Origin of the sequence: Psychroserpens luteus, assembly GCF_015319355.1 — a bacterium.
GTDB lineage: Bacteria > Bacteroidota > Bacteroidia > Flavobacteriales > Flavobacteriaceae > Psychroserpens > Psychroserpens luteus.
Genome location: NZ_JADILU010000001.1, coordinates 68,787 through 92,304, shown reverse-complemented (window position 1 = coordinate 92,304; position 23,518 = coordinate 68,787). Strand labels below are relative to the sequence as shown.

17 protein-coding genes are annotated in these 23,518 nt (G+C 32.4%); 2 read left to right on the top strand and 15 right to left on the bottom strand.

The window, feature by feature from the left end:
- Positions 1-53 precede the first annotated feature (53 nt).
- The 5 genes from rfbB to IM744_RS00415 are packed head-to-tail and all read right to left on the bottom strand — an operon-like array spanning position 54 to position 6,215.
- A complete protein-coding gene (gene rfbB / locus IM744_RS00435) occupies positions 54-1,070 on the bottom strand; it encodes a dTDP-glucose 4,6-dehydratase (protein ID WP_194506115.1) in 1,017 nt (338 codons plus the stop codon).
- Positions 1,060-2,115 (bottom strand): hypothetical protein, encoded by a 1,056-nt coding sequence (locus IM744_RS00430; protein WP_194506114.1) that lies wholly within the window; start codon positions 2,113-2,115, stop codon positions 1,060-1,062. The genes rfbB and IM744_RS00430 overlap by 11 nt, the downstream gene beginning before the upstream one ends.
- 9 nt (positions 2,116-2,124) lie before the next feature.
- On the bottom strand, positions 2,125-3,816 hold the full coding sequence (locus IM744_RS00425; protein WP_194506113.1) for a DUF6909 family protein: 1,692 nt from the start codon (positions 3,814-3,816) through the stop codon (positions 2,125-2,127).
- A gap of 30 nt (positions 3,817-3,846) precedes the next feature.
- Complete coding sequence (locus tag IM744_RS00420; protein WP_194506112.1) at positions 3,847-5,349, bottom strand: GH3 auxin-responsive promoter family protein; 1,503 nt, start codon at positions 5,347-5,349, stop codon at positions 3,847-3,849.
- Positions 5,349-6,215: a M23 family metallopeptidase gene (locus tag IM744_RS00415; RefSeq protein WP_194506111.1), complete on the bottom strand. Its 867-nt coding sequence runs from the start codon at positions 6,213-6,215 to the stop codon at positions 5,349-5,351. The genes IM744_RS00420 and IM744_RS00415 overlap by 1 nt, the downstream gene beginning before the upstream one ends.
- A 115-nt stretch (positions 6,216-6,330) precedes the next feature.
- Here IM744_RS00415 and tatA point away from each other — a divergent pair, with 115 nt between their 5' ends.
- Entirely contained in the window at positions 6,331-6,519 is a 189-nt protein-coding gene (gene tatA / locus IM744_RS00410; RefSeq protein WP_194506110.1) for a twin-arginine translocase TatA/TatE family subunit, read from the top strand.
- 77 nt (positions 6,520-6,596) lie between these two features.
- Here the strand turns inward: tatA and IM744_RS00405 are convergent, their stop codons facing one another.
- The 3 genes from IM744_RS00405 to IM744_RS00395 form a co-directional block, all read right to left on the bottom strand.
- Positions 6,597-7,571 (bottom strand): DUF4837 family protein, encoded by a 975-nt coding sequence (locus IM744_RS00405; RefSeq protein WP_206694451.1) that lies wholly within the window; start codon positions 7,569-7,571, stop codon positions 6,597-6,599.
- A 23-nt stretch (positions 7,572-7,594) separates the two neighbouring features.
- Positions 7,595-9,196 (bottom strand): LysM peptidoglycan-binding domain-containing protein, encoded by a 1,602-nt coding sequence (locus tag IM744_RS00400; protein ID WP_241738263.1) that lies wholly within the window; start codon positions 9,194-9,196, stop codon positions 7,595-7,597.
- Positions 9,197-9,673: 477 nt separating this feature from the next.
- Complete coding sequence (locus tag IM744_RS00395) at positions 9,674-10,861, bottom strand: phosphoglycerate kinase (RefSeq protein WP_194506108.1); 1,188 nt, start codon at positions 10,859-10,861, stop codon at positions 9,674-9,676.
- 130 nt (positions 10,862-10,991) lie between these two features.
- Here IM744_RS00395 and IM744_RS00390 point away from each other — a divergent pair, with 130 nt between their 5' ends.
- Positions 10,992-12,143, top strand: a complete 1,152-nt coding sequence (locus IM744_RS00390) for a DNA polymerase III subunit (protein WP_194506107.1) — start codon at positions 10,992-10,994, stop codon at positions 12,141-12,143.
- Positions 12,144-12,178: 35 nt separating this feature from the next.
- On the opposite strand, the gene IM744_RS00385 is transcribed toward IM744_RS00390, so the two are convergent.
- From IM744_RS00385 to IM744_RS00355, 7 genes are all read right to left on the bottom strand, one after another.
- Positions 12,179-13,024 (bottom strand): DUF4249 domain-containing protein, encoded by an 846-nt coding sequence (locus tag IM744_RS00385; protein ID WP_194506106.1) that lies wholly within the window; start codon positions 13,022-13,024, stop codon positions 12,179-12,181.
- A 4-nt stretch (positions 13,025-13,028) separates the two neighbouring features.
- Positions 13,029-15,404 carry a TonB-dependent receptor gene (locus tag IM744_RS00380; RefSeq protein ID WP_194506105.1) on the bottom strand — a complete coding sequence of 792 codons (2,376 nt, stop codon included), beginning with the start codon at positions 15,402-15,404 and terminating at the stop codon, positions 13,029-13,031.
- Between the two features lie 264 nt (positions 15,405-15,668).
- Complete coding sequence (locus tag IM744_RS00375; RefSeq protein ID WP_194506104.1) at positions 15,669-16,190, bottom strand: OmpH family outer membrane protein; 522 nt, start codon at positions 16,188-16,190, stop codon at positions 15,669-15,671.
- A 216-nt stretch (positions 16,191-16,406) separates the two neighbouring features.
- On the bottom strand, positions 16,407-17,264 hold the full coding sequence (locus tag IM744_RS00370) for a class I SAM-dependent methyltransferase (protein WP_194506711.1): 858 nt from the start codon (positions 17,262-17,264) through the stop codon (positions 16,407-16,409).
- Positions 17,265-17,369: 105 nt separating this feature from the next.
- On the bottom strand, positions 17,370-19,241 hold the full coding sequence (gene mnmG, locus IM744_RS00365; protein ID WP_194506103.1) for a tRNA uridine-5-carboxymethylaminomethyl(34) synthesis enzyme MnmG: 1,872 nt from the start codon (positions 19,239-19,241) through the stop codon (positions 17,370-17,372).
- Positions 19,242-19,411: 170 nt separating this feature from the next.
- Positions 19,412-19,822 (bottom strand): rRNA maturation RNase YbeY, encoded by a 411-nt coding sequence (ybeY, locus tag IM744_RS00360; RefSeq protein WP_194506102.1) that lies wholly within the window; start codon positions 19,820-19,822, stop codon positions 19,412-19,414.
- Positions 19,815-23,318: a DUF4175 family protein gene (locus tag IM744_RS00355; protein ID WP_194506101.1), complete on the bottom strand. Its 3,504-nt coding sequence runs from the start codon at positions 23,316-23,318 to the stop codon at positions 19,815-19,817. The genes ybeY and IM744_RS00355 overlap by 8 nt, the downstream gene beginning before the upstream one ends.
- Positions 23,319-23,518: the final 200 nt, after the last annotated feature.

The following is a 23,518-nucleotide window of genomic DNA, read 5'->3' as shown; positions in this document are numbered from 1 at the left end:
GGTTGTTAATTAATTTAGTCTAGTATCTAAGCCTCCTGCTAAAATAATTCCCTTCATACATTTTTATATTTGTCTATATACCAATCAATTGTTTTTTTTATTCCCGTTTCAAAATTTTCATCTGCTTTCCAACCGAGCTCATTTTCTATTTTAGAGGCATCTATTGCATATCTAAAATCATGACCAACCCTGTCTTTGACAAAGGATATTTGTTTTTTATAAGATTCTGCTTTGGGATATTTTTCATCTAATATTTCACATATTTTATTGGCGATATATAGATTATCTCTTTCATTATGTCCACCAATATTATATGTTTCTCCTGAGGCACCATTATTAAAAACTAAATCTATGCCTTTACAATGATCTAATACATATAACCAGTCTCTTATGTTTTTTCCGTTTCCATAAATAGGAATTTGCTCTCCATTGATTGCTTTTCTAATTATAGTAGGAATCAACTTTTCATCATGTTGTTTTGGTCCATAATTATTAGAACAGTTTGTCGTTACGACATTCATTCCATAAGTATGAAAGTAACTTCTAACAATAAAGTCTGATGAGGCCTTAGACGCGCTGTATGGACTATTTGGTGCATATGGTGTTTGCTCAGTAAACAGTCCTGTATCTCCTAATGCACCATAAACTTCATCTGTTGAAATATGATGAAACCTACTAGATTCATAGCCTATTTTATATTGATTTGGCGCATCCATCCAATAGTTTTTAGATACATCTAAAAGATTAAACGTACCAACAATATTAGTTTTAATAAACTCATCAGGTTTCTCTATAGAATTGTCTACATGGGATTCCGCAGCAAAATGTATTACCGCATCAAAATCATGCTCTATGAATAGACTTATTATTAAATTTATATTACAAATATCACCTTTTACAAACTTGTAATTATTAGAAGAGACTTCCTTTAAATTAGAGAGCTCACCTGCATAAGTGAGCTTATCTAAATTTACAATCTTAGTATTAGGATTTTGTTTTAAAAAATAAGTTATAAAATTTGATCCAATAAAACCTGCTCCACCTGTTATTAAAATAGTTTTATGCCTCATACTCTTTAGTAAATTTTACTATTTTAGTTAAAACATACATTAAGGACAAAAGTAATAAAGCTAAAATAGGGAAGATTAGCGAATATTTCTTCTCAATGTTATTTGATTTTTGCCCAATTTCAGAAAAATCTGTTAAAACATCGAAATAAACATTTTCTTCTATTTTTTTCTGATCTAAAACACGAATTGAATCCCTTAATCTAATTTCATTTTGAAATAATTCAAACTCCCTAGTAGTTGTTCGCTCTTGAGTTAAAGGGAACATTCCTTCTACTCCAATACCATAAGATCCTTTTTCAGATTCTTTTTCTAAAATCTTTAAATACATTAGTTGAAGTGTATCTATCTTATTTAAGTCTTTAATATATGCTGCTTTTCTTATGGAGATAGTGGAATCTCTTACTCGCATTAATTTTTTTGAATATTCATTAGAAAAAGTGTTCTTTATACCTTGAGACAAACTCTTAAAAATATCATTTTTACTTGATTCTACTCTAATACTAAATATATCACTTGAATATAAATCTCTATTCTCCACAAAATCATCAAAACTTACTTCTTGCGCTCGAATACTATCTATTGATTTGATGTATTTATCATAATCTTGTAACAAACTGTTCTCTGTTTCTGGACCAATACTGATTTCAAACTCATTAATAGCGTCTACATCTTCACTTTTAATCTGAAAAATTGAAACTAGTGCCTCAGTGTTTTTGTTTTCTAGTAAAGAGTTAAAGTAAGCAATATTTGAAACTAATTGATATTTAGACTCAAAATAAGGTCTAACTAGCATTTCAGAATAATAAACTGGCTCTCTGAATTTTTCTATTGCAACACCTAATGCAAAAGAGGACAATAACACAACACTAATAACCTTAAAGTTATCAACTATAGCTTTAATTACATAAACAATTAATGATAAAACACCTTTAAATATGGATTTTATAAATCTATAAAACCTTTCAAAAAGGTTACCGATTGCATTAAACAATTGACCTAAGTCAATTTCTTCTGAATCTTGTTTTTTCGGTAAATTTTCACTCATGTCTATATATTATTTATTAAATATCTGTTGCAATATTTTTCTTGTTATTAAGTAAGTTGGTTTAACACCAGAGGTGCCTAAACCTCCAGACGCTAAAGTACTTCCTGTTTCTAATGGATTATCACTTGCATAATAAGCGTAACGCACTTTTACATTAGGGTTTATACTACCTCTAACTTTTGATGCTGCTTGTATTGCTTTTTGATAATGTGCGCCTTCCATTTCTAATCCAATCACATTCCATGTTGAATTATAAAAGAACTTTAGTATTTCTTTGTTTTGAAGTGATGTTCCCAAAACACTAATCATTGCACCTTCATAGACTTTTACACCTTGACCTTCTAAATCTGCTTTACTGAGCTCATTGTCAAAAGGATAATTATCTGCTGTACCTTCAAAAATATGTGCAGAAGGGATCATAATATCACCTTTACCTCCTTCTAAAATACCTGCTTTACCCATGATAGAAACCGACTCCACATTTAAATGCACTTTTTCACCGTCAACCGTATAAGGTTTTAATAGTTCATCAATGGTTTCATAAGCCTGCTCTCCAAAAGCATAATCCATAACAACTATGACTGGCTTTTCAACATTTTTAAATGAACTTTCAATCTCTAAATCTGTTTTAGAAAAATCAATTTTATCGGTATCAAATATTTGAACATCTATATTGGTTCCAGATGCATCTTTTATGTAAGTCATTCCACTCTGCAACGCCTCTTTTGTAATTTTATTGCGTAAAGTTTCATTATCCTTTTGGCTTATTGCTTCATAAACATCAAAAATATCTTTTTTTGCTGTCATTGTTTTTAATGCAATTGGAGCAAAAATAGAATTCATTACACTGTGCATATTGGCACTTATAACATGTATTGGACGACCTAATAAGTTATTCTTTTGAAGTACTTCCTTAATATTATCTGCCCAAATTTCTCCATGAATATGATGTCCTAATCGTTCTCTTAAAACTGGGCTAAAAGTAACTGTTCTCTTGTTATTATTAACAACTTCTTCAATAGCAAGCTTACCTAACCAATAGACTATATGAAGTAAACGTTCTGGTTGTGCTTTAGTAGCAAATTTTGTATGAGCATTAGTAAGCTCTTCAAATGTTCTACCTAAAATATTTGCAGTATGTGTAATTGCTATTTCTCGTTCTGGCTGCGTTAATTTCTTTTTAGAAAGTACCGCTTTCTCTAATTTAATCCAATCTCGTGTTGTTCTTCCCTCTTCGTCTATTAAAACGCGTTTACTTATTTTGTGAGACTCAATAAATAAAAAAGTGAGGTGTGTTAGGATATCGTAGATTTCTGAGCGTCCTCGTGTAATTTCGATATTCATCTGCTCTGCATCAATACGATAACAGTTACGACGTCTTTTTGGTGGAATTATAGGCTTGAAATGTGAATTACCATACCCTTCATCACTAGTAAGATTAATGAATGTGCATTCCTCAATACCTTCTGGTAAACGATCAATCACATATAGTAACCCTTCTAATTCTGCTTTTTCTTCGGAAATGGAACCGTAAATTTCTGGTCGTAATAACAATAAAGATTCTCTAAGTGTCTCACCTGAAACTCCCATTGGCTTATAAAACCCGCGATTAAATAAATGTCGCATCGTTATGTACATTCTCTCAATGGCATTTGAGCTCTCTTGGGCTCTCGTTCTTTCGTGAATTTTTCTCTTATGCATTAGTGCTAGTCTTTGCGGACAAATATAGTATTATTTGATTAATTTTTGACTGTATAAAGCATCTGCTATTTTTCTGTCATTAGAAAGCCTTGGGATCTTGTTCTGTCCACCCAATTTCCCAATAGATTTCATGTAATCTTGAAACCCATTTTTCTTAATTGTTGAGATTTTTAATGGTTGTAGCACATTTCCGAAGATCAAATCATAGTAATAACTATTCTGTTTCTGCATCGAAGCTTCTATTCTTGTAGCCAATTCTTTCACATCTTGAGGTTCATTATCAAACTCTATGAACCATTCATGAAATGGTAAACCAGACTCAGGATTAATCTGTGGAGCTACCGTAAACTCAGAAACACTAATCCCTAAATCACTCGTTGCTTCCTGTAAAGCATGTTCAACTTCTTTACCAATCACATGCTCACCAAAAGCAGAAATAAAATGCTTAATTCTCCCAGAAACTATGACTCTATAAGGTTTTGTAGATGTAAACTCCACTGTGTCTCCAATATTATAAGCCCATAGACCTGCATTAGTAGAAATTATCATCACATAGTTGACACCAATTTTTACTTCGGAAATCGTTAGACGTTTAGGATTCTCGTCAAAAAAATGATTAGCCTCAACAAACTCATAAAACATTCCAGAATTTAACTGAAGTAACATTCCTTTCTTGTTCTGTTGATCTTGAAATGCAAAAAAACCTTCACTCGCAGGATACAATTCTATACTATCTACTTTTCTACCAATTAGGTTTTCAAATTTAGCGCGATAAGGTTCATAGTTAACACCTCCAAAAATGAAAAGATTGAAGTTTTTGAACACATCGCCTACCTTTTTACCTGTCTTAGCATTGATCTTCTCAAAATACATTTGAACCCAAGAAGGAATTCCAGAAATAACAGACATATCTTCAGGAAGCGTTTCTTCTACAATAGCCTCAACCTTAGTTTCCCAATCGTCTATACAATTAGTTTCCCAAGATGGCATTCTATTTTTTTGAAGGTATTTAGGAACAAAATGTGCTACAATTCCTGACAATCTCCCAAGTTGAATTCCATTTTTTTCTTCGAGAATCGGACTTCCTTGCAAGAAAATCATTTTTCCATCCACAAATTTGCTATTTCCGGTTTCAGCAATATACATTAAGATCGCATTTCGAGCAGCTTCAACATGTGTTGGCATACTCTCTTTTGTTAACGGAATGTATTTTGCACCAGAAGTCGTACCAGATGTTTTTGCGAAATATAATGGCTTGCCTTTCCAGAGAATATCTTCTTCTCCTGCAACCACTTTATCAACGTAAGGTTTTAAATCCTCATAATCTCTTATAGGAACGCGCTCAATGAAATCTTGATGCGTTTTTATAGACTTAAAATCATGGTCTTTACCAAATTGAGTATGTGACGCTTCTTTAATTAATGTTTTAAAAACCTTGTTTTGAGTTTCAACAGGCTTGTTAGACCACCTTAATACAGATTTTCTAACGTTTTTTGCGAAGAGTTTTGCTAATGTAGATTTAAGAGAAATCATTAATTAAAGTCTATAAAGTTGGTTGGATTAACAGGATAACCTCTATTCCAAAGTTCAAAATGTAAATGCGGTCCTGTCGTCAATTCTCCTGCATTTCCTGCCATGGCAATAACCTCTCCAGACTTTACTAAATCACCTTGCTCCTTAGTAATTGACGCATTGTGTTTATATACAGAAATGAGTTCGTAACTGTGCTCAATAATAACAACATAACCTGTGTCTGCAGTCCACTCTGCAAAAATAACAGTGCCATCTGCAGTTGCTTTTACAGGCGTATCTTTTGCTACAGCAATGTCAACTGCAAAATGTTTCTCTTTGATATTATAACCTTCAGAGATTGTTCCGTTTACAGGAGGAAACAACACAAAGTTTGTGGATGAAATAGTAGATTCAAACACATTATACTTATCTTCTTTATCTACCAAGTCTCTTAGTAAAGAATCTTCTTTAGTAGGCTTTAAGTCTAATTGACTTGCATCTATACTTGCTGCATCAATAATAGAATCTCGATTAAACTCAACCGAAGCTACATCACCTGTCAACACTTTTTTAATTGAAGAATAATATTGTTCATTTAGATTTATGACTTGTTGTAAAGAATCTGTTTTATAATTTAAAACTGTAGCTTGTTTCTTTAAAGCAGTAGAAGAATAGCCTGGAATATATTCTTTTAAAGATGTAAAAGCGATAAGGAAAATCGTACCTGCTATCAATAGAATTGTTCCTAAAGATACAATAACAAATACATTAAGACGCGTTAATTTTATAGCGAATCGCTCCTCAAAAGTATCCTCATTAAGTACGACTAAACGATACTTATGAAGTAGTTTTTTCTTGAATTTTTTTTCTTTCTCTTTTTTTGCCATTGTTCTACAAAATTAAATAAAATAAGTCCAAGTTTGATTTGCCAATCTTAAAGTTTCACAATAAACGTTTAATTTGAAGTATAATTATTAAATTTGCAGTTCAAAATAGAATATTATGATAGCATCAAGCATATTTTTAGCACCTGGAGCATGGCAAATAATTTTAATCGTTGTTGTGGTCTTATTATTGTTTGGAGGAAAGAAAATCCCTGAACTCATGAGAGGTCTTGGAAGTGGTATCAAAGAATTTAAAGATGCCAGCAAAGAAGAAGAGGGAACAACCTCAACTGAAAAAGAAAAATAGGTAAATTTCAAACCCATAAAAAGAAAGCCAACGATAAATCGTTGGCTTTCTTTTTTACTGTATATTTTCTTAATATTTTATTTAATAGCTATGGATTTAATAATCGATTCTAGCTCAAACACATAATCACGTTTTGCAATAGATGGTGCAAATACATAACCTTCGGCAATGATATAACGATTATTAACTTTATCTTCAATAGCATAATTTATAAAAGGTCCAGACATAAACGCATTTTTTAAATCCCAAAGTCCTCTAGTTTCATAAGCTGGTTTATTATCAATAATAGCATCACTAATAAAAGGAGTAAATGCTGGTTCTGTAGCCATATAACTATTTTCTATTGCGCCTTCAATATGAATTTTACCAATAGAATCTCTTACTCTAACCACATCAACAACTGCGCTATCCCCTTTTCTTATTGCTGATAATGGTACTTCATAAACTAATAAATCAACATTTCCAGTTTCAATATCTCTTCTAATCCAAAAGAAATTATCTTCAGATTTTGCAATTCTATAAGCTGTCGGGAATTGTAAAGACACACCCAAGTTTTCTCTAATTTGAGAATCGTCGAATAATGACTTACTTGTTCTACGTTGACGTTCAGTAATTTCAGTTTTTTTAAATGCGTTAATTATTTTTGCCGAATTCTCTTTTATCTGTTCAATAATCTCATCATTAGTTTGTCCAGAAATAACCACTAAAGTTTGTGGTTTTGCATAAGCATCTCGTGCAATTTGAGTTGCAGCTTCTTTACCTTTTTCTATTTTTAAAACCGTTCTGTTTTTTTTCGCAAAACCAGTAAACACCTCTGTAGGCATCTGGCTCATTGAGAATTGTGGCTCATCTTTAGACAACCCTTCAACAGATGCTGCAAGAATATCTCGTATCGCCTCACCAACATTGTTTTCCCATAGTAAATTATCTGAAACCACTACAATACTATTAATGTCTCCAGAAGAAGCAGAGACATATCTCTTTTCTTCACCATCACCACATCCAAAAAATACAGCAGCAATTAACAAAATCCCTAATACGTTCTTGATCATTTTTTCTTGTTTATTGAGTTCTTTTATTTTGAGACCACTAAAGTCATCCCTATTTTCAATTTATTACTACTAATATCATTCCATTCTTTAATATTTTGAACAGAAATTCCTGGAAATTTTTGAGAGATACTCCAAAGTGAATCCCCTTCTCTAACTTTATAGGTCGACTTACCTGCAGTATTTATGACTTTTTTAGGTTTAGTAGAACTTACTTTATTGCTAGAAGATGTATTTGGATTCCTAGGATAAATGGTTAATCGTTGCCCAATTTTTAAATTATTGCTTCGTAAACCATTCCATTGTTTAAGTTGACTCACTCTAACTCCAAATTTTCTAGCAACCTTACCAAGGTAATCTCCAGATCTTACCCGATACGTTGTTTTACTCTTTGCATCAAATAACTGCGGAAGCGGTTTTTCCCGCTTGTTCATTTCGGCAGTAACATGAGCATAAATCTCGGTTTCATTAGTTACAAATCGACCTATAGCTTCACGTGGTAATCGCAATGTATAATCTTCTCCTTTTACATACGGAATGATGTCTAACTTATAAGACGGATTCAAAAACTGAAGTTCCTCAATTGGCACCTCGACCAACTCTGAAACTTGATCTAAAGAAATCATCTGTTTTACATGAATCGTATCTGTTTCTACATAATGATATTGAGGTGGCTGTACTTTAAAACCATGCTCTTCGGCATATTCAAAAATATACATCGTTGCTAAAAAAGCTGGCAAATATCCTGCTGTTTCACGTGGAAGGTGTTTTCTAATATTCCAATAATTTTTATAACCTCCTGAACGACGAATCGCTTTAGATACATTTCCAGGACCAGAATTATATGCTGCTAACGCTAAATCCCAATCACCAAATATTCTATATAATCGTGCTAAATATTCACTAGCTGCCTTACTTGATTTTATTGGATCGCTACGTTCATCAACATAACTACTTACATTAAGTCCATATTCTTTTCCAGTTCCATACATAAATTGCCACAAACCAGTTGCACCAACTCTAGATCGTGCTTTTGGCTTTAATGCAGATTCTACAATCGCTAAATATTTTACTTCTAACGGAATGTCATTATTATCTAAAGACTCTTCAAACAGTGGAAAATAGTAATGACTTAAAGACATTAATCGCGACATAGAATGACGTCTATGCTTTAAATAAGATTTGATAACACTTTCAAGAGATTCGTTATACTCAACATTAAAAGGTGTTCTTGCATTAAGGCGTTTTAATCTTGCTTTTAGCGTATCTGTAGTTAACTCTGGATAATCAACTGGATCATATTTGAGGTTTGTAACAGATTCATAAATACTATCAAACAATACATTGCTGTATAATTCTTCTAGCCATTTTTCATCAATTTCTGCAGCAAGCGGATGATCTTTTAGTTTTTGGTTTTGGATAGAATCTATTTGTGGCTTAATATTGATGCTCTTTTTAAAAAAGTTTTTGCCATCAATAATAGTATCAACCACGTAGGTTTCTCCTTCAACAAAATCAGCTTCTGTGAGTCTTTTTATTTCTTTTTTATTCGGAATTGAATCCTGTCCAAAAGAAACTAAAGCGCACAATAAAATGCCAATAGTTAGAGTAATATGTTTATAGTTCATTGGTTTCATTTGTATTAATCGTTAACTATATCTGGATATAGTTTAACGACAAGTCGAACTCGTTTAAGCTTTTTAAGTTATAGCGAAAATTAAAGATTTTGTGCTATGTTGAAGTTATTTTAAATTTGCATAGCCTTGCTACGGAAATTTAAAATGGCAAAAACATGGTGCAAAAGATTAATTTTTTAGCAAATTGAAAAAGTTTAAATGAGTTCGTGAGCTAAAATCGTACTTTTTTAGCTAAAATGAAAGTTTAACGACACAATTTAACAATGCATGTAAGATTCTTCCGAAGTAAAAACAATGATTAGCTCTTATACCAAATTAACCTTAAAATGGTTAATAATAAATTTGAGTTATATTTTTTTAATAAGAAATAGAAAATATAAGCATAGCCTTAGTTACGGTTCTATTTTATATTGAAATATGTAGAAAATAGAAACGAATTTAATTGACTATTTTGAGGTTAATTTGGTATTAATCTAAAATAGCAGCAATTCCTGGTAAGGTTTTACCTTCCAGACTTTCTAACATGGCTCCTCCACCTGTACTTACATAGCTCACTTTGTTTTCAAAACCAAATTGTTTTACAGCAGCAACAGAGTCTCCTCCACCTACAAGTGAAAATGCACCATTCTTAGTTGCTTCTGCAATAGAATTTCCAAGAGCGATAGTTCCGCCAGCAAAATTCTCCATTTCAAAAACACCTAAAGGACCATTCCATAAAATAGTTTTGCATTGCATGACCACATCGTGAAAAATGGCGTTAGATTTTGGTCCGCAATCGAGACCTTGCCAACCGTCTGGTATAGCGTTTACATCAACAATCTTGGTATCTGCATCGTTAGCAAAATCATTTGCAGCAATAACATCTACAGGTAAATGGATTTGTACGTTTTTAGCTTTAGCTTGTTTTAAGATCTCAAGCGCTAATTCCATTTTATCATCTTCACAGATAGAATCTCCAACGCTTCCGCCTTGAGCTTTTACAAACGTATATGTCATACCACCTCCAATAATTAGGTGATCTACTTTATCTAAAATATTCTCGATGATTGTAATTTTTGAAGATACTTTTGCGCCCCCAAGAACTGCTAAAACTGGTTTTTCTCCAGTTTGCATCACTTTATTGATACTTTCAATTTCTTGAGCTAGCAATTTTCCGAAGCATTTATGATCTGGGAAAAATTGTGCGATAATCGTTGTAGAAGCGTGTGCTCTGTGTGCAGTACCAAAGGCATCATTTACATAAATATCACCTAGTTTTGATAGTTGCTCTGCAAACGCTTTATCACCTGCAGTTTCTTCTGGATGAAAACGTAAATTTTCTAGTAATAATATTTCTCCAGGCTGTAAATTCGCAGCAGCTTCTTCTGCTTTTGGTCCAACACAATCCTCAACAAATTTAACTTCAACACCTAAAATATCTTCAATTTTATTGACAATATGTTTTAAAGAATATTTCTCTTCTACACCTTTTGGTCTCCCTAGATGTGACATCAAAATACAACTACCACCATCTTCTAAAACCTTAATAATTGTTGGTTTAGCAGAGACAATACGCGTTGCGTCTGTAACTTCAAATTTTTCATTTAGTGGTACATTAAAATCTACACGAATTAATGCTTTTTTATCTTTGAAATTGAAATCATTTAAAGTCTTCATCTATTGCCTTTATTAAAAAATTGTTTCACAAATGTAACCAATAAAACCAACTGATAAAAGTTGTTTTTTAACGAAAACGTTTGCAGTGATTAGTTATTTAAAGATTTAAATAAAAAAGTATATTTGCTTTATGCTATTTTCTGAAATTTTAGGACAAGAACACATTAAAAATCACCTTACCAAAAGTGCTGATTTTGGACGCACACCTCATGCGCAATTATTCGTTGGTCCAGAAGGTTCTGGAACCTTACCAATGGCAATTGCCTACGCGCAATATTTGTTGTGTAAAAATACTGAAGGCGAGAATTCTAATGGTAATGAAAGCTGTAACCTCAAGTTTAAAAACATATCACATCCTGATCTTCATTTTGTGTTCCCTGTAGCAACAACAGATAAAGTAAAAAAGCATCCTGTTTCTAAACATTTTATGGAAGAATGGAGACAGCTCGTTGACAAACAACCTTACGGAAACTTATTTGATTGGTATAAAATCTTAGGAATTGATAATAAACAAGGTCAAATTGGTGTTGATGAAGCGCTCGATATTGTTAAAGCATTATCACTAAAATCTTATGAAGGTGGTTATAAAGTAATGCTGATTTGGATGGCAGAGAAAATGAATACTGCTGCTGCGAATAAGCTTTTAAAACTCATTGAAGAACCGCCAAATAAAACCGTCTTTATCTTAATTGCTGAAGATGAAGAGCAAATTATAAATACGATTAGATCGCGTTGTCAGGTTTTACATTTTCCGCCTTTAGCAGAAGGTGTTATTAAGGAGGCTTTGCTAAAAAATTATCAAATTCCTGAGCCTGATGCTATCAAAATTGCACATCAAGCCAACGGAAACTATAATAAAGCTTGTGATACTGTATATAGCGATAGTGAAGACACTCAGTTTGAAGATTGGTTTGTGTTCTGGATTCGTTCTGCTTTTAAAGCGAAAGGAAACAAAAGTGCCATTCACGATTTAATTTCATGGAGTGAAACTATTGCAAAAACTGGTCGTGAAACACAGAAGCAGTTTTTGAACTTTTGTTTAGATTTTTTCCGTCAAGCATTACTTTTGAATTATAATGCAGATAGTTTGGTTTTTATGGAACCAAAATCGTCGTTTAAACTCGAAAAGTTTGCTCCTTTTGTTCACGGTAATAATATTATGGAAATTTCCGAAGAACTTCAAAACGCCATTTATCACATTGAGCGTAATGGGAATTCTAAGATTATACTTACCGATTTATCTATAAAACTCACCAGATTATTACACAAAAAAGCCAGCTAAATTAACTGGCTTTCAACTACATTATATCTTTTTATTTATTGAAATGTGTATGATGCTTTAACAACTTCTGTTACTCTAAAATATCCGTAGGCATAATTGTCACTGTTGGTTTCATTGATACAATTTCCTCTTGCCTCTGCTGCAGTTGAAGAAAAAGGATCGCCTCCTCCATAGTATTGCTCTATTATTATACTTGAGAAATTATAAAATTGTTCTGAAATACCATAAAAAGAGATTTCTACTGTATCTCCTGGCTGAAAAGCAGCTTGATCGTTATCATCATCATCTTCTTTTTCAAAAAAGTTATAAATTTCATTTCCGTTTAAAAACTCATCTGAAAAGTTGTCTACATTAGCAAATAAATCGCCTGGCTCATAAAAGCTAAAAAGGTAATAATTGTCTTCATCTGCTGGATCATCAAAGTACACATTGACTTCTAACAGTTCGTCATCAAATCCACCTTCTGTCGATTGAGTAATGCTATTAAAATCTGGAACAGCGATTAATGTTTCTGTGGCAGTAAAGGTTTCGTTATCGTAAATGACTTCTAAATTGTAGGTATTACCTATGATTGGGACAAAGTTTGAAATTGTATATCTACCATCATTTTGGTCTATAAACACATATTCTTGATTGGTATCCATATCGACAACTTTCACAGACGCTCCAGTCACTACAGGAATTACTTCAGTTTCAAAGTAAGGTGTTGACGTACTTAATTTAATAGTTTGATTATTACCTAAAGTCCCTTTTTCCCAATCTAAAGATGCTTCAATAACGAGTCTGATTTGTCCTGTTGGAACATCAACATCAATAACATCCTCACAGGATGCAAATGAAAATCCTATTATTAATGCGATGCCTTTTATATATGTTTTCATGTTATTAAAATTTAAAATTATAGGTTACTGATGGAATCAAACCAAAAATTGAAAGTCTTGTAGCTTCGTTTAAACCTGTTTGATCATTTTGAGTAAACGTTACTGAAGCTGCATTTTGTCTATTATAAAGATTATAAATACCAAACACCCATTCGCCTTTCCACCTATTGTCTGGTTTATTATTTGGTGTATATGTTGCCGAAACATCTAATCTGTGATAGGCAGCTAAACGATCTTCGTTTCTACTAGAATAGGTTGCTACAGAAAATCCTTCATAGTTATATTGCCCATTTGGATAGGTTACTGGTCTACCTGTTTGAAACACGAGATTAGAACTTAAACTCCATTTATCATTGAGTTTATAAATTCCTGTTAGTGAAATATCATGTGTTCTATCATAAGGTGTGTTATACCAGTTTCCTTTATTAATTCCTGGACCTCCAGCTTGACCTCCTAATGTGCGTTGTTCAGATTTTGATAATGTATAAGCTAGCCAACCTGTGAATTTCCCTTTATTTTTCCGAAGTAAAACCTCTAAACCGTATGCTCTGGCTTCTCCGTTTAAAATTTCAGTTTCAATGTTATTATTTCCTATTAAATCTGACCCGTCGATGTAATCAATTCTGTTATCAATTGTTTTGTAATACGTTTCTAACTCTAATGCGTAGGTATTATCCTTAAAGTTTTTATAGTAACCAATAGCATATTGTGTTGAACGCTGTGGCTTGATGTATTTTCCGCTAGGCGTCCAAACGTCTAAAGGTGTCACAGATGACGTATTAGATAATAAATGTAAATATTGAGTAGACTTTGTAAAACTTGCTTTTATTGAAGACACCTCATTTAATTGGTATGATAATCCTAGTCGTGGTTCAAAACCATCATAGTTTTGAATACTTTCACTTTTACCAAAGTAGGTTTCAGACGCTTCTTCTCCTCGTTCATAGATACCTAGTTGACTATTATAAACCACTGGTTGATTATTGATATAGTTTGTCATATTTTGACCTCCTAATCTAGAAAATGCGCTGTATCTTAAACCATATTGCGCTGTAAGCTTGTCTGTAATTTGATGTTCTGCACTTACATATAATCCACCTTCAAAAGCACGTTTTTCATCTAGTTTTAAATAGTTAACTGGTGATGAATCTGAGGTTGGTCTTACTTCACCAGGATTGAGATTATATGAAATACCACTAACTCCAAAATCGAGTTTTACTTTATCACTTAAATAATATTTAAAATCGTACTTTATATTGTAGTTTTTAATGTCTGAAATCCAATCTAACTCAATAAAATCAAGAACAATTTGATAGTCATATTTACTATAAATTAAAGATAAGTTTGAAAATAATTTATCATTAAAAATGTGGTTCCATCGAAGGTTTGCTGTTGCGTTTCCGTAATTATTTTTTAGAATTTTTGAGATGTTAAAAACATCTCTTCCGAAGTAACCAGACAAATAAACTCTGTTGTTTTTATTGATTTCGTAGTTGGTTTTTAAGTTCAAATCGTAGAAGGAAATTTTATCATCTTTTAACTCGTCTATACCTTTCATGATAAAATGTGCATAAGATGTTCTTCCAGCAATTAAAAAAGAACCCTTTTCCTTAACTATTGGTCCTTCAACAGCTAATCTACTAGAAATCAAACCAATACCTCCATTTATATTAAAATCCTTATTGTTTCCATCTTTTTGCCTGACATCTAAAACCGACGATACGCGTCCTCCAAACTTTGCAGGAATATCGCCTTTATAAAGCTTAATATCCTTGATGGCATCTGCATTAAATACTGAGAAAAACCCAAAAAAGTGTGAAGTGTTATAAATAATTGCTTCGTCTAGAAGTACTAAATTTTGATCTACAGCTCCTCCTCTTACATTAAATCCCGAAGAACCTTCACCATTATTAGTAACACCAGGAAGCATTTGAATGGACTTTATGACATCTACCTCTCCAAGAACAGCTGGCATTTGCTTAATTGTGCCTGCATTAAGTTTAGAAACACTCATTTGTGGTTTCTTAATGCTTACTTGCTCTGGCTCATCTGCAACAATAACGACTTCGTTTAAACTTGTCGCAGATTCTTTAAGTTCAAAATTTAAGGTTTGATCTGCATTTAATTCAATGTCTTGACTGATGCTTTCATAACCTATATAAGAAATGATTAGAGTATAACTTCCTTTTGGAGCTGTTAAAGAGAAAAAACCGTACTCATTAGTTACTGCTCCATTTGAGGTTCCTTTTAAAAACACAGTTGCTCCAAGCAAGGTTTCTCCATTACTAAAATCTTTAATTGTACCTCTAACACTGTACTTTTCTTGAGCTTGAATTAAAGAACTGCATAATAGACAAAAGCCTAAAATTAGATATTTCATTTTGATTGATTGGTTTTGTGATTTGATTGTGCCTTAAGGACGCATCTAAGTTAAATTTGTTACATAAATAAGAACTAAAGTAAAAGTTAATATTATTCTAATTAACTTTATTTAACTGTTTCATAGTGATTTACCCATTTTTACTAAATAGAATGTATTCAATTCATTAAGACATAAAATAGCTAACATAAAAATAGCTGGTTTTATTGCATAAAAAAGCCGACTAAAATAAGTCGGCTTTTTAAATTTTATGAGATATAAAGATTATTCTTCTTTCTTATAAGAATCATTAAGTCCTTTTAAAACAACATCAGAGATATTACTAACATCTTCACCATACATCACTGTAGTTGTCACATCACTTGTACCAAAAATAAAGCTGTAACCGTTTTTCTTACCGTAATCTTCTACGAATGTTTTCATGGTTGTCATTACTGAATCCATTTCTGTAGCATAAGCTTGTTGTAATTGCTGCTGCTCAAATTGCAATTGCTGTTGCAATATTTGACTCTTTTGATTGAATGCCTGACCTTGTTCTTGTTGTTTTGCCGGAGACATTTTTGCTGCTGCAACTTCAAATTGTCTGTATTCTAATTGAAACGCTTTACCGATACTATCTGATCTTTTATTAAAACGATCTTCTCTAGCTTTAAATTTAGCCTCAACATCAATTTTTTCTTGATAGTCATTAATCACATCTGTTCTATTAACGAATGCCATTTTTTTCTGTTCTTGGCAAGATGCTAAAACAAGTACTATTGAAAGTGCTCCTAATATTTTTTTCATTTTATGTTTTTTATTTATTTTCTGCAAATGTAATAAAGTGGATGAATTTTTATTAAAAACTAACTATTAAAATTATTAATAGAAATACTCAAGTATATAATTATAATCAATCAATATCGATCCATTTAAATACGTATTGAGATTCATAACTATTAAATCCAATATACTTGTTTAAATCTATAAGAGAAAGTCGCTTAAATCGCTTAAAAATGCGTTTTAGCTCTTTTTAATGATGTAAATCATAGAGGAATGCTCGCTAGAGCGTTTCGCTTTACTATTCGACTTCCACCCTATCCAAAATGCCTTGAAAGGATTCATAGATCCATTTTTATATTTTTCAGAAAGTAGCGATACATAATACGCATCAAAAATCATAGGAGCAGTTTTTACAACTTCCATGTTTTTTATTGCAACTAATCTTGAAATTGAAGTTTGAGAAAAATGCCATAAATGTCTTGGCACATCAAAGGCTGCCCAAAAGTTTTTATAATAATTAGCATCGTAGCTTTTATAATTTGGCACAGCAATCACTAATCTACCATTTGGTTTTAAGAGTGATTCAAAAACCGCTATCTGAGATTCTAAGTTTGGTAAATGTTCAAGTACATGCCAAAGCGTAATAACATCAAAACTCTTAGTCTCAAATTTTAATAAGTGATCTATGTCATAAACCGAATCACTTGTTTTTTTATTTGCAATTGCTCTCGCATTTTCGTTTGGCTCAATTCCTGAAACTGTCCAATTATTATCTTTAGCAACTTTTAAAAAATCACCTGTTCCGCATCCAACATCTAGGAGTTTTTTTTCTTCGGAATTAAAAGAATTAATAAGTTTCAGTTTTCGTTTTAGTGCAATTCCCTTTATAAAATGATACACTTTTTCAAACAGATTTCGTTGGGCATCTGTATGAGAGATGTAATCTTCACTCTCGTAATAATCTCCTAATTTCTCTTCGGAAGGTTGAGGGTACGTTTCAAGGAAATCAAATTCTTTATTATAAATCAACTCAAATTCTTCTCCGGAAACGGAATGATCTTTGACACTTAAATACGCTTTATTTTCAGTTGAGTTAATCACAAATAGAAGATTTATTTTGTGTTATGTATACTATGTTCCACGTGAAACATTTTATATTTATTTAAATTTCAAGTAATATTTAGATAGTAGAATCTAATAAAACTAGCGTCCCATATAAACCAACAATACAGAAACATCCGCAGGAGAAACTCCACTAATTCTTGATGCTTGAGAAATCGTTACTGGTTGAATTTTAGTTAACTTTTGGATGGCTTCAGTACTCATAGATTTCAACTTTGTATAATCAAAGTTAGATGGTATTTTCACATCCTCTAGCCTACTCAACTTATCTGCATTATTCTTTTCCTTTTCTATATAACCAGAATATTTGATTTGTACTTCTGCTTGCTCAATTACTTCTCTATCTAAATCATGTTCTTGGATGTATTGTTCTACAACATCAAAACGTCGCATATCTTCCGAAGTAATATTAGGTCGAGAATACAACTTAAACATCTTATCAGATTGCTTAACCAAAGCCGAATTTTTAGATTCTAAAACCGGATTAGCATCCTCAGGTTTCACACTAGTATCTCTAAAAAAGTTTATTAAATTATCAGATTGAGATTGCTTCTTTTCCATTCTACGTAAACGCGTTTCGCTAGCTAAACCTAAATCGTAACCTTTTGGAGTTAATCTAAAATCTGCATTATCCTGACGTAATAACGTTCTATATTCTGCACGAGAAGTAAACATTCTATAAGGCTCTTCTGTTCCTTTAGTTATCAAATCATCAACCAAAACACCAATGTAAGCTTCATTACGTTTTAATATAAACTCTTCTTTTTCCTGAACTTTAAGAGCAGCATTTATTCCTGCCATTAAACCTTGAGAAGCTGCTTCTTCATAACCTGTGGTTCCATTAATTTGACCAGCAAAAAACAAACCATCAACCAACTTAGTTTCTAGTGTATGCTTTAATTGTGTTGGCGGAAAATAATCATACTCTATTGCATAACCTGGTCTAAAAAATTTCACTTTTTCAAATCCAACGACAGATCGTAATGCTTTAAATTGAACATCCTCTGGTAACGATGTAGAGAATCCATTCACATAAACCTCACAAGTATTCCAACCTTCTGGCTCAACAAATAATTGATGTCTATCCTTATCTGCAAACCTATTTATTTTATCTTCTATTGACGGACAATATCTAGGACCAGTACTTTGAATTCTACCATTAAACATTGGCGAACGATCAAAACCTTCGCGAAGCAAATTATGAACCTCAGGACTCGTATACGTCATATGACAAGACCGTTGTTCTTTTAATGGTTTGATAGATTCTAAATATGAGAACTTTTCAGGTTGTACATCTCCAGGCTGTTCTTCCATTTTAGAATAATCTAAAGAGCGTCCATCAACTCTTGGAGGTGTTCCTGTTTTCATTCTACCAGACTCAAAACCTAAATCAATAAGTTGTTCTGTTATTCCTGTTGCTGCTCTTTCTCCTGCTCTTCCACCACCAAAGTTTTTATCTCCAATATGGATCAATCCATTGAGAAATGTTCCATTTGTTAAGACAACAGTTTTAGCTTTTATCTCTAAACCTAATGATGTTTTTACACCAATCACTTTATGATTTTCTACTAATAATCCAGAGACCATTTCTTGATAGAAATCTAAATTTTTAGTCTGCTCAAGTAATAATCTCCAATCTTCTGCAAAGCGCATTCTGTCACTTTGAACTCTTGGACTCCACATTGCAGGTCCTTTAGATTTGTTCAACATCTTAAATTGAATCGCAGAAGTATCACTTACAATTCCGCTATAACCACCAAGCGCATCAATCTCTCTTACTATTTGCCCTTTAGCAATTCCACCCATTGCAGGATTACAAGACATTTGAGCAATGTTTTGTAAATTCATGGTAATTAGCAATGTTTTGCTTCCCATGTTTGCAGCAGATGCAGCAGCTTCACTTCCTGCGTGACCTGCTCCAACAACTATAACATCATAAACTTCGTTGAACATAATTTTATGTATTGTTCCACGTGGAACATATTAATTTCTACCAAAGCAGAAATCTATTTTTTTAAATTCTTTTCATCGCGAATTTCACAAATAAATTGATGTGATTTTCTAACAATAAGATTCCTGCGTCGACAAGAATTTTTGCAAATATACGTTGAAATACTAATACACTAATTAAGAGCATTTAGATAGTAATCTTCCTTCTCTCTCATAAGTTTAGCATCATCATCTGTTTTATCTTTATATCCACAATAATGAAGTACACCATGAATAATAACACGTTTCAATTCTTCGGAAACATCTACCTTGAAATCTTTAGCGTTATCAGCAACTCTTTCAATAGAAACATAAATATCTCCATGTAGCTCTTTTCCGATGGAATAATCAAAACTAATAATGTCTGTTAAGGTATCATGTTCTAGAAATTGAACATTCAATTGATGCAAATAATCATCATCACAAAAGATGTAATTGATTTCTCCTTCATTACATTTTTCATTTGAAATGGTATTGGATATCCATTCAGAAACTTTTGTTTCATCATCCAATTTAAAATTGGTTTCGTAGTTAAAACTAATCATTGACTTTCTTAAAATACTCTTGAACTTTCTTTTTATAAACTTGCTGCAAAGGTAATGCTTGGCGGTTTAAAATTTCAGTAGTATTAAAATATTCTTTAGCTTTTGGGATTTGGTTAGGAACCGTATTATCGTAAGTCTTATTATTTGTTTCAGATTTACGCTTATTATCTTGTCCTTGCATAAATGTGGCATTTTCCAATTTCAGAAGTTGATGTTGTAATTCCATCATTTTTTGAAGCGTTTGATTTGTAAATCCTTTATTAATGAGATCTAATTCAATCTCCTCCATGTCTTTTAATAATTGTCCGCCAGGACCTCCTTTGATACCATCTTTTTCTAAGCGTTTTTCTAAAGCCTGACGTAGTTGTTGTTGTTTTTGGTAAATCTGATACAATTCTCCATTTTGAAATTCACTATCGCCTTCTCCCTCACCTTCTCCACCTTTTCCTTCACCTTCGCCTTTTTTCTCACCATCTTTTCCGCTCTTGCCATCTTTACCGCCTTTAGGTTTTCCATCTTCGCCTTCTTTTTCACCTTCTTTTCCTTCCCCACTTTCACCATTCTCACCTTCCTTAGGCTTCTTTCCTTTTTCACCTTTCTTCATCCCTTCTTCCATCTTTTTATTGAGTTCTTCTTGACTCATAATAATATCTGGAAGTTGCTCACCTTGCCCTTGTCCCTGACCCATTGATGGATTCATTTCTTGATTCATATTATCAAGCACATCACTCAAGAAACTCGCTAATTCATTGGTAGCTGTAATCGTATATTGTTGTGACGAAACACCTTGATATAACTGATTTTCAGATAGTTGACCCAAAGTTTTATCTATATTATAAAATACATCTGTTATTTGAGAATTCACACGCTCAGAAATAGCAGGTTGTCTTAATGATAATGAAAATAAGCTATCGTCAATATGCTCGAAATGCTCTCGTAAGTCATTTTGTTTTCTTAAAAACTTACCATATTCATTATGGTTGACTTCTATGCTTTTAAAATCATTCATTAGGTTTTCCTGATCAAAAGAAAACAACACGAGGTTATCTAGAATTTGACGTAACACATCAATATCTTCCTGCATTTGTTCTCCTCCACCCATTGACATCGCTTGAGCCATCTGCTGAGTCATTTCTTTCATTTTCTTAGCAGCTTGCTTTTGCTTTTTCTTAGCTTTTTGCTGTGGTCCCTCAGGACTTTCTTGAGGTTCACCTTCTGGCTTTTCTTGTTCCTCTTTCTTTTCTTGAGGATCTTGTGGTTCTGCTTCCTCTTGTTTGTCTTGCTCTTTTTGCTCTTCTAAAGCTTCTGTTGCTTCTTTTTGATCTTGCTTTATAGATTCCTCAGTTGGTTTGTCCTTAGGTAAATCCATTGGCTTTTTAAGCTCCTTATTTTCTTTTTCAAGATCTTCCATTTGCTTCTGGAAATCTTCAAACTTCTCATTCAGTTTCTCTTGTTCTTCTTTGGTGTTCTTTTCTTTATTTTCTTCGGAAAGCTTCTCCTGCTCTTCAGCTAAATTCTCCAAATCTTTCATCAATTTTTCTGCCTTCTTAGCCACATAAAAACGTTTTGTCAATTCCAGAAGCTGCTTTAAACTTTTCTCCTTGTTTTTATTCTGCTTTGCTAACTCTTCTAATTTTTGAGTAAACTCTTCCTTATTGATTTTATCCTTCATCTTCTCCAACTCATCCAAAAGTTTTTCATCCTTTTTAAGTTGCTCTTCATTCTCCTCTAAACGCTTTTGTAAATCTTCTTTAAATTTATCCTTCTCTTTATCTTCATTCTGAAATTCCTCAATGTTCTCTTTTAATTTCTTATTGAAAGTTTTCATCAATTGCTCCTGAGCTTTCTGTCTCTTGATAAAATTTTCAAACTTCTTTTTATCATTAAAATTAAGCTCTTCTTTTTCCTTTTGAGTTTTAGAAATTTCTTTAAGCTCTTTATCCTGGTCTTTTAGTTTATCAAACGTTTTACTGATATCTTTAATCGTTTCGTTTTGCTCATTTAATTGTTTTTGTTCTTCTTCATCTTTAGTCAACTTTCTATAACTAAAAACCGAACTTTTGGAGCTTTTATATTTATGAAGCACATCATTATCAAACACCTGAAAATATAACTCATAATCCACTCCTTCCTCAAGGTTTAATTGATTAGGAAACGCACTTACAAACTCATCAAAATTAGATTTTGAGACGTTCATCACTTCGTACGACTTATTTTCTGGGTTTTTACTTGGATAATAGACCATTTGAAGCTTACTCAACCCATAATCATCACTCACTTGCCCGAGGAAATACAAGGTTTGATTGTCTAAAGAATCCTTTTCCATTTTGACGTTCATTTCAGGATAATTATCCTTAATCACATTGATTGAAAACGCCAAATTCTCGTAGTCTTTTAATTCCTTGTTACTCGTGCTAATACTATAATCTGTATTATTGTAAATGCGTTTTGATGCTTCAAATTTTCCTTCGGAAATAGGCTCAAAAGCAACCGTATCTTTAGAATAAAATACCACCTCTTCTGTAGATTTGGTATTCACTTTCCAAGTGACATTTGTCCCTTCCGGAATTGTAGAATTTCCCGTACTCTTCAATACCTCATCTGTCTTTTTGGTGTACGCAGGATAATCCAATACCATTTCAAAATTCACTAATGTTGGTACTTTTATAATATCTAAAGTGTAATTCTTTGACAAGACATCATTTGCAGACAAACTGAAAGACAATCCTTCTTTGGGTTGAGCAAACACATACTCAAATTGTCCTGGAGCAGTTTGTTGCATAAAAAACGACTGACCATTAAAATGGATTTGTGTATTCTCGGGTATGATCTCTCCTGCAGTATTTACGGTAACCTTAAAATCTTTATTTTCTATGGCTTTCAAATTCTCATTAACTACAAAAAACTGAAAAGGTGCAGGTGGCTCATAAGCAGTATTGTAATTCACAACACGTTCATAGCTATCACTAAACCAATTGATTTTTCCTGTTACAAAAGACAATAGTAAAATAGCTATCGGAATTGCAGCATATTTTAAATATTTGGTGTTTTTATTGAAGTTTACAGCCAATTTGAACGGAATTGGGTTCAATTCGGCAGATTTCTGCTCAATACTAGCTTCTAGCAATTCAGATTGTGAACTGTCTTGATTAAGTTGAAGCACATTAAGCAACTTATCATTCACCTCTGGGAAATGGTTTCCTATAATTTGCGATGCCTCTTTATAATCAATTCCTTTTTGAAGCTTAAATAATTTCGCAATTGGGAATAAAATGAACTTAGCAAACAAGGAAATTTCTACCGCTATAAATACCCAGAACAAAATCGTTCTTGCCATTGGACTCAGCCATAAAAAATACTCAATAAGTAAAGTTCCTATGAGATACAGTAAACCTATGGCAAAAAATAAAATGGCGCCTTTAAGCAATTCATTCGTGTAATAACGTTTGATAAATTGCTCTAATTTGCCTTGAATATTTTTAAAATTTCCTGCCATACAGTTAAATAACTCAATGAAGTAGTTTAAATTTTAACATTTAAACGAAAATTAGTAATTTTTTGATCATTTGAAGGCTTTTTTACTTGCATAGCATCGCTACGGAATTGAAAAAAGTCAAAAATGGACTAAAAAGAACAATTTTTTAGTGAATGGAAAAAGTTCAAACTACTTCACAATATAGAATTTATTTTTATGTG

Excerpts from the sequence above, each read along its gene's own strand:
- IM744_RS00395 (WP_194506108.1), bottom strand. The coding sequence starts at position 10,861 with ATGAAGACTTTAAATGATTTCAATTTCAAAGATAAAAAAGCATTAATT.
- IM744_RS00425 (WP_194506113.1), bottom strand. The coding sequence starts at position 3,816 with ATGCATAAGAGAAAAATTCACGAAAGAACGAGAGCCCAAGAGAGCTCA.
- rfbB (WP_194506115.1), bottom strand. The coding sequence starts at position 1,070 with ATGAGGCATAAAACTATTTTAATAACAGGTGGAGCAGGTTTTATTGGA.
- IM744_RS00400 (WP_241738263.1), bottom strand. The coding sequence starts at position 9,196 with ATGAACTATAAACATATTACTCTAACTATTGGCATTTTATTGTGCGCT.
- IM744_RS00375 (WP_194506104.1), bottom strand. The coding sequence starts at position 16,190 with ATGAAAAAAATATTAGGAGCACTTTCAATAGTACTTGTTTTAGCATCT.
- IM744_RS00385 (WP_194506106.1), bottom strand. The coding sequence starts at position 13,024 with ATGAAAACATATATAAAAGGCATCGCATTAATAATAGGATTTTCATTT.
- IM744_RS00415 (WP_194506111.1), bottom strand. The coding sequence starts at position 6,215 with ATGGCAAAAAAAGAGAAAGAAAAAAAATTCAAGAAAAAACTACTTCAT.
- mnmG (WP_194506103.1), bottom strand. The coding sequence starts at position 19,241 with ATGTTCAACGAAGTTTATGATGTTATAGTTGTTGGAGCAGGTCACGCA.
- IM744_RS00420 (WP_194506112.1), bottom strand. The coding sequence starts at position 5,349 with ATGATTTCTCTTAAATCTACATTAGCAAAACTCTTCGCAAAAAACGTT.
- tatA (WP_194506110.1), top strand. The coding sequence starts at position 6,331 with ATGATAGCATCAAGCATATTTTTAGCACCTGGAGCATGGCAAATAATT.
- IM744_RS00355 (WP_194506101.1), bottom strand. The coding sequence starts at position 23,318 with ATGGCAGGAAATTTTAAAAATATTCAAGGCAAATTAGAGCAATTTATC.
- IM744_RS00390 (WP_194506107.1), top strand. The coding sequence starts at position 10,992 with ATGCTATTTTCTGAAATTTTAGGACAAGAACACATTAAAAATCACCTT.
- IM744_RS00430 (WP_194506114.1), bottom strand. The coding sequence starts at position 2,115 with ATGAGTGAAAATTTACCGAAAAAACAAGATTCAGAAGAAATTGACTTA.
- IM744_RS00380 (WP_194506105.1), bottom strand. The coding sequence starts at position 15,404 with ATGAAATATCTAATTTTAGGCTTTTGTCTATTATGCAGTTCTTTAATT.
- ybeY (WP_194506102.1), bottom strand. The coding sequence starts at position 19,822 with ATGATTAGTTTTAACTACGAAACCAATTTTAAATTGGATGATGAAACA.
- IM744_RS00405 (WP_206694451.1), bottom strand. The coding sequence starts at position 7,571 with ATGATCAAGAACGTATTAGGGATTTTGTTAATTGCTGCTGTATTTTTT.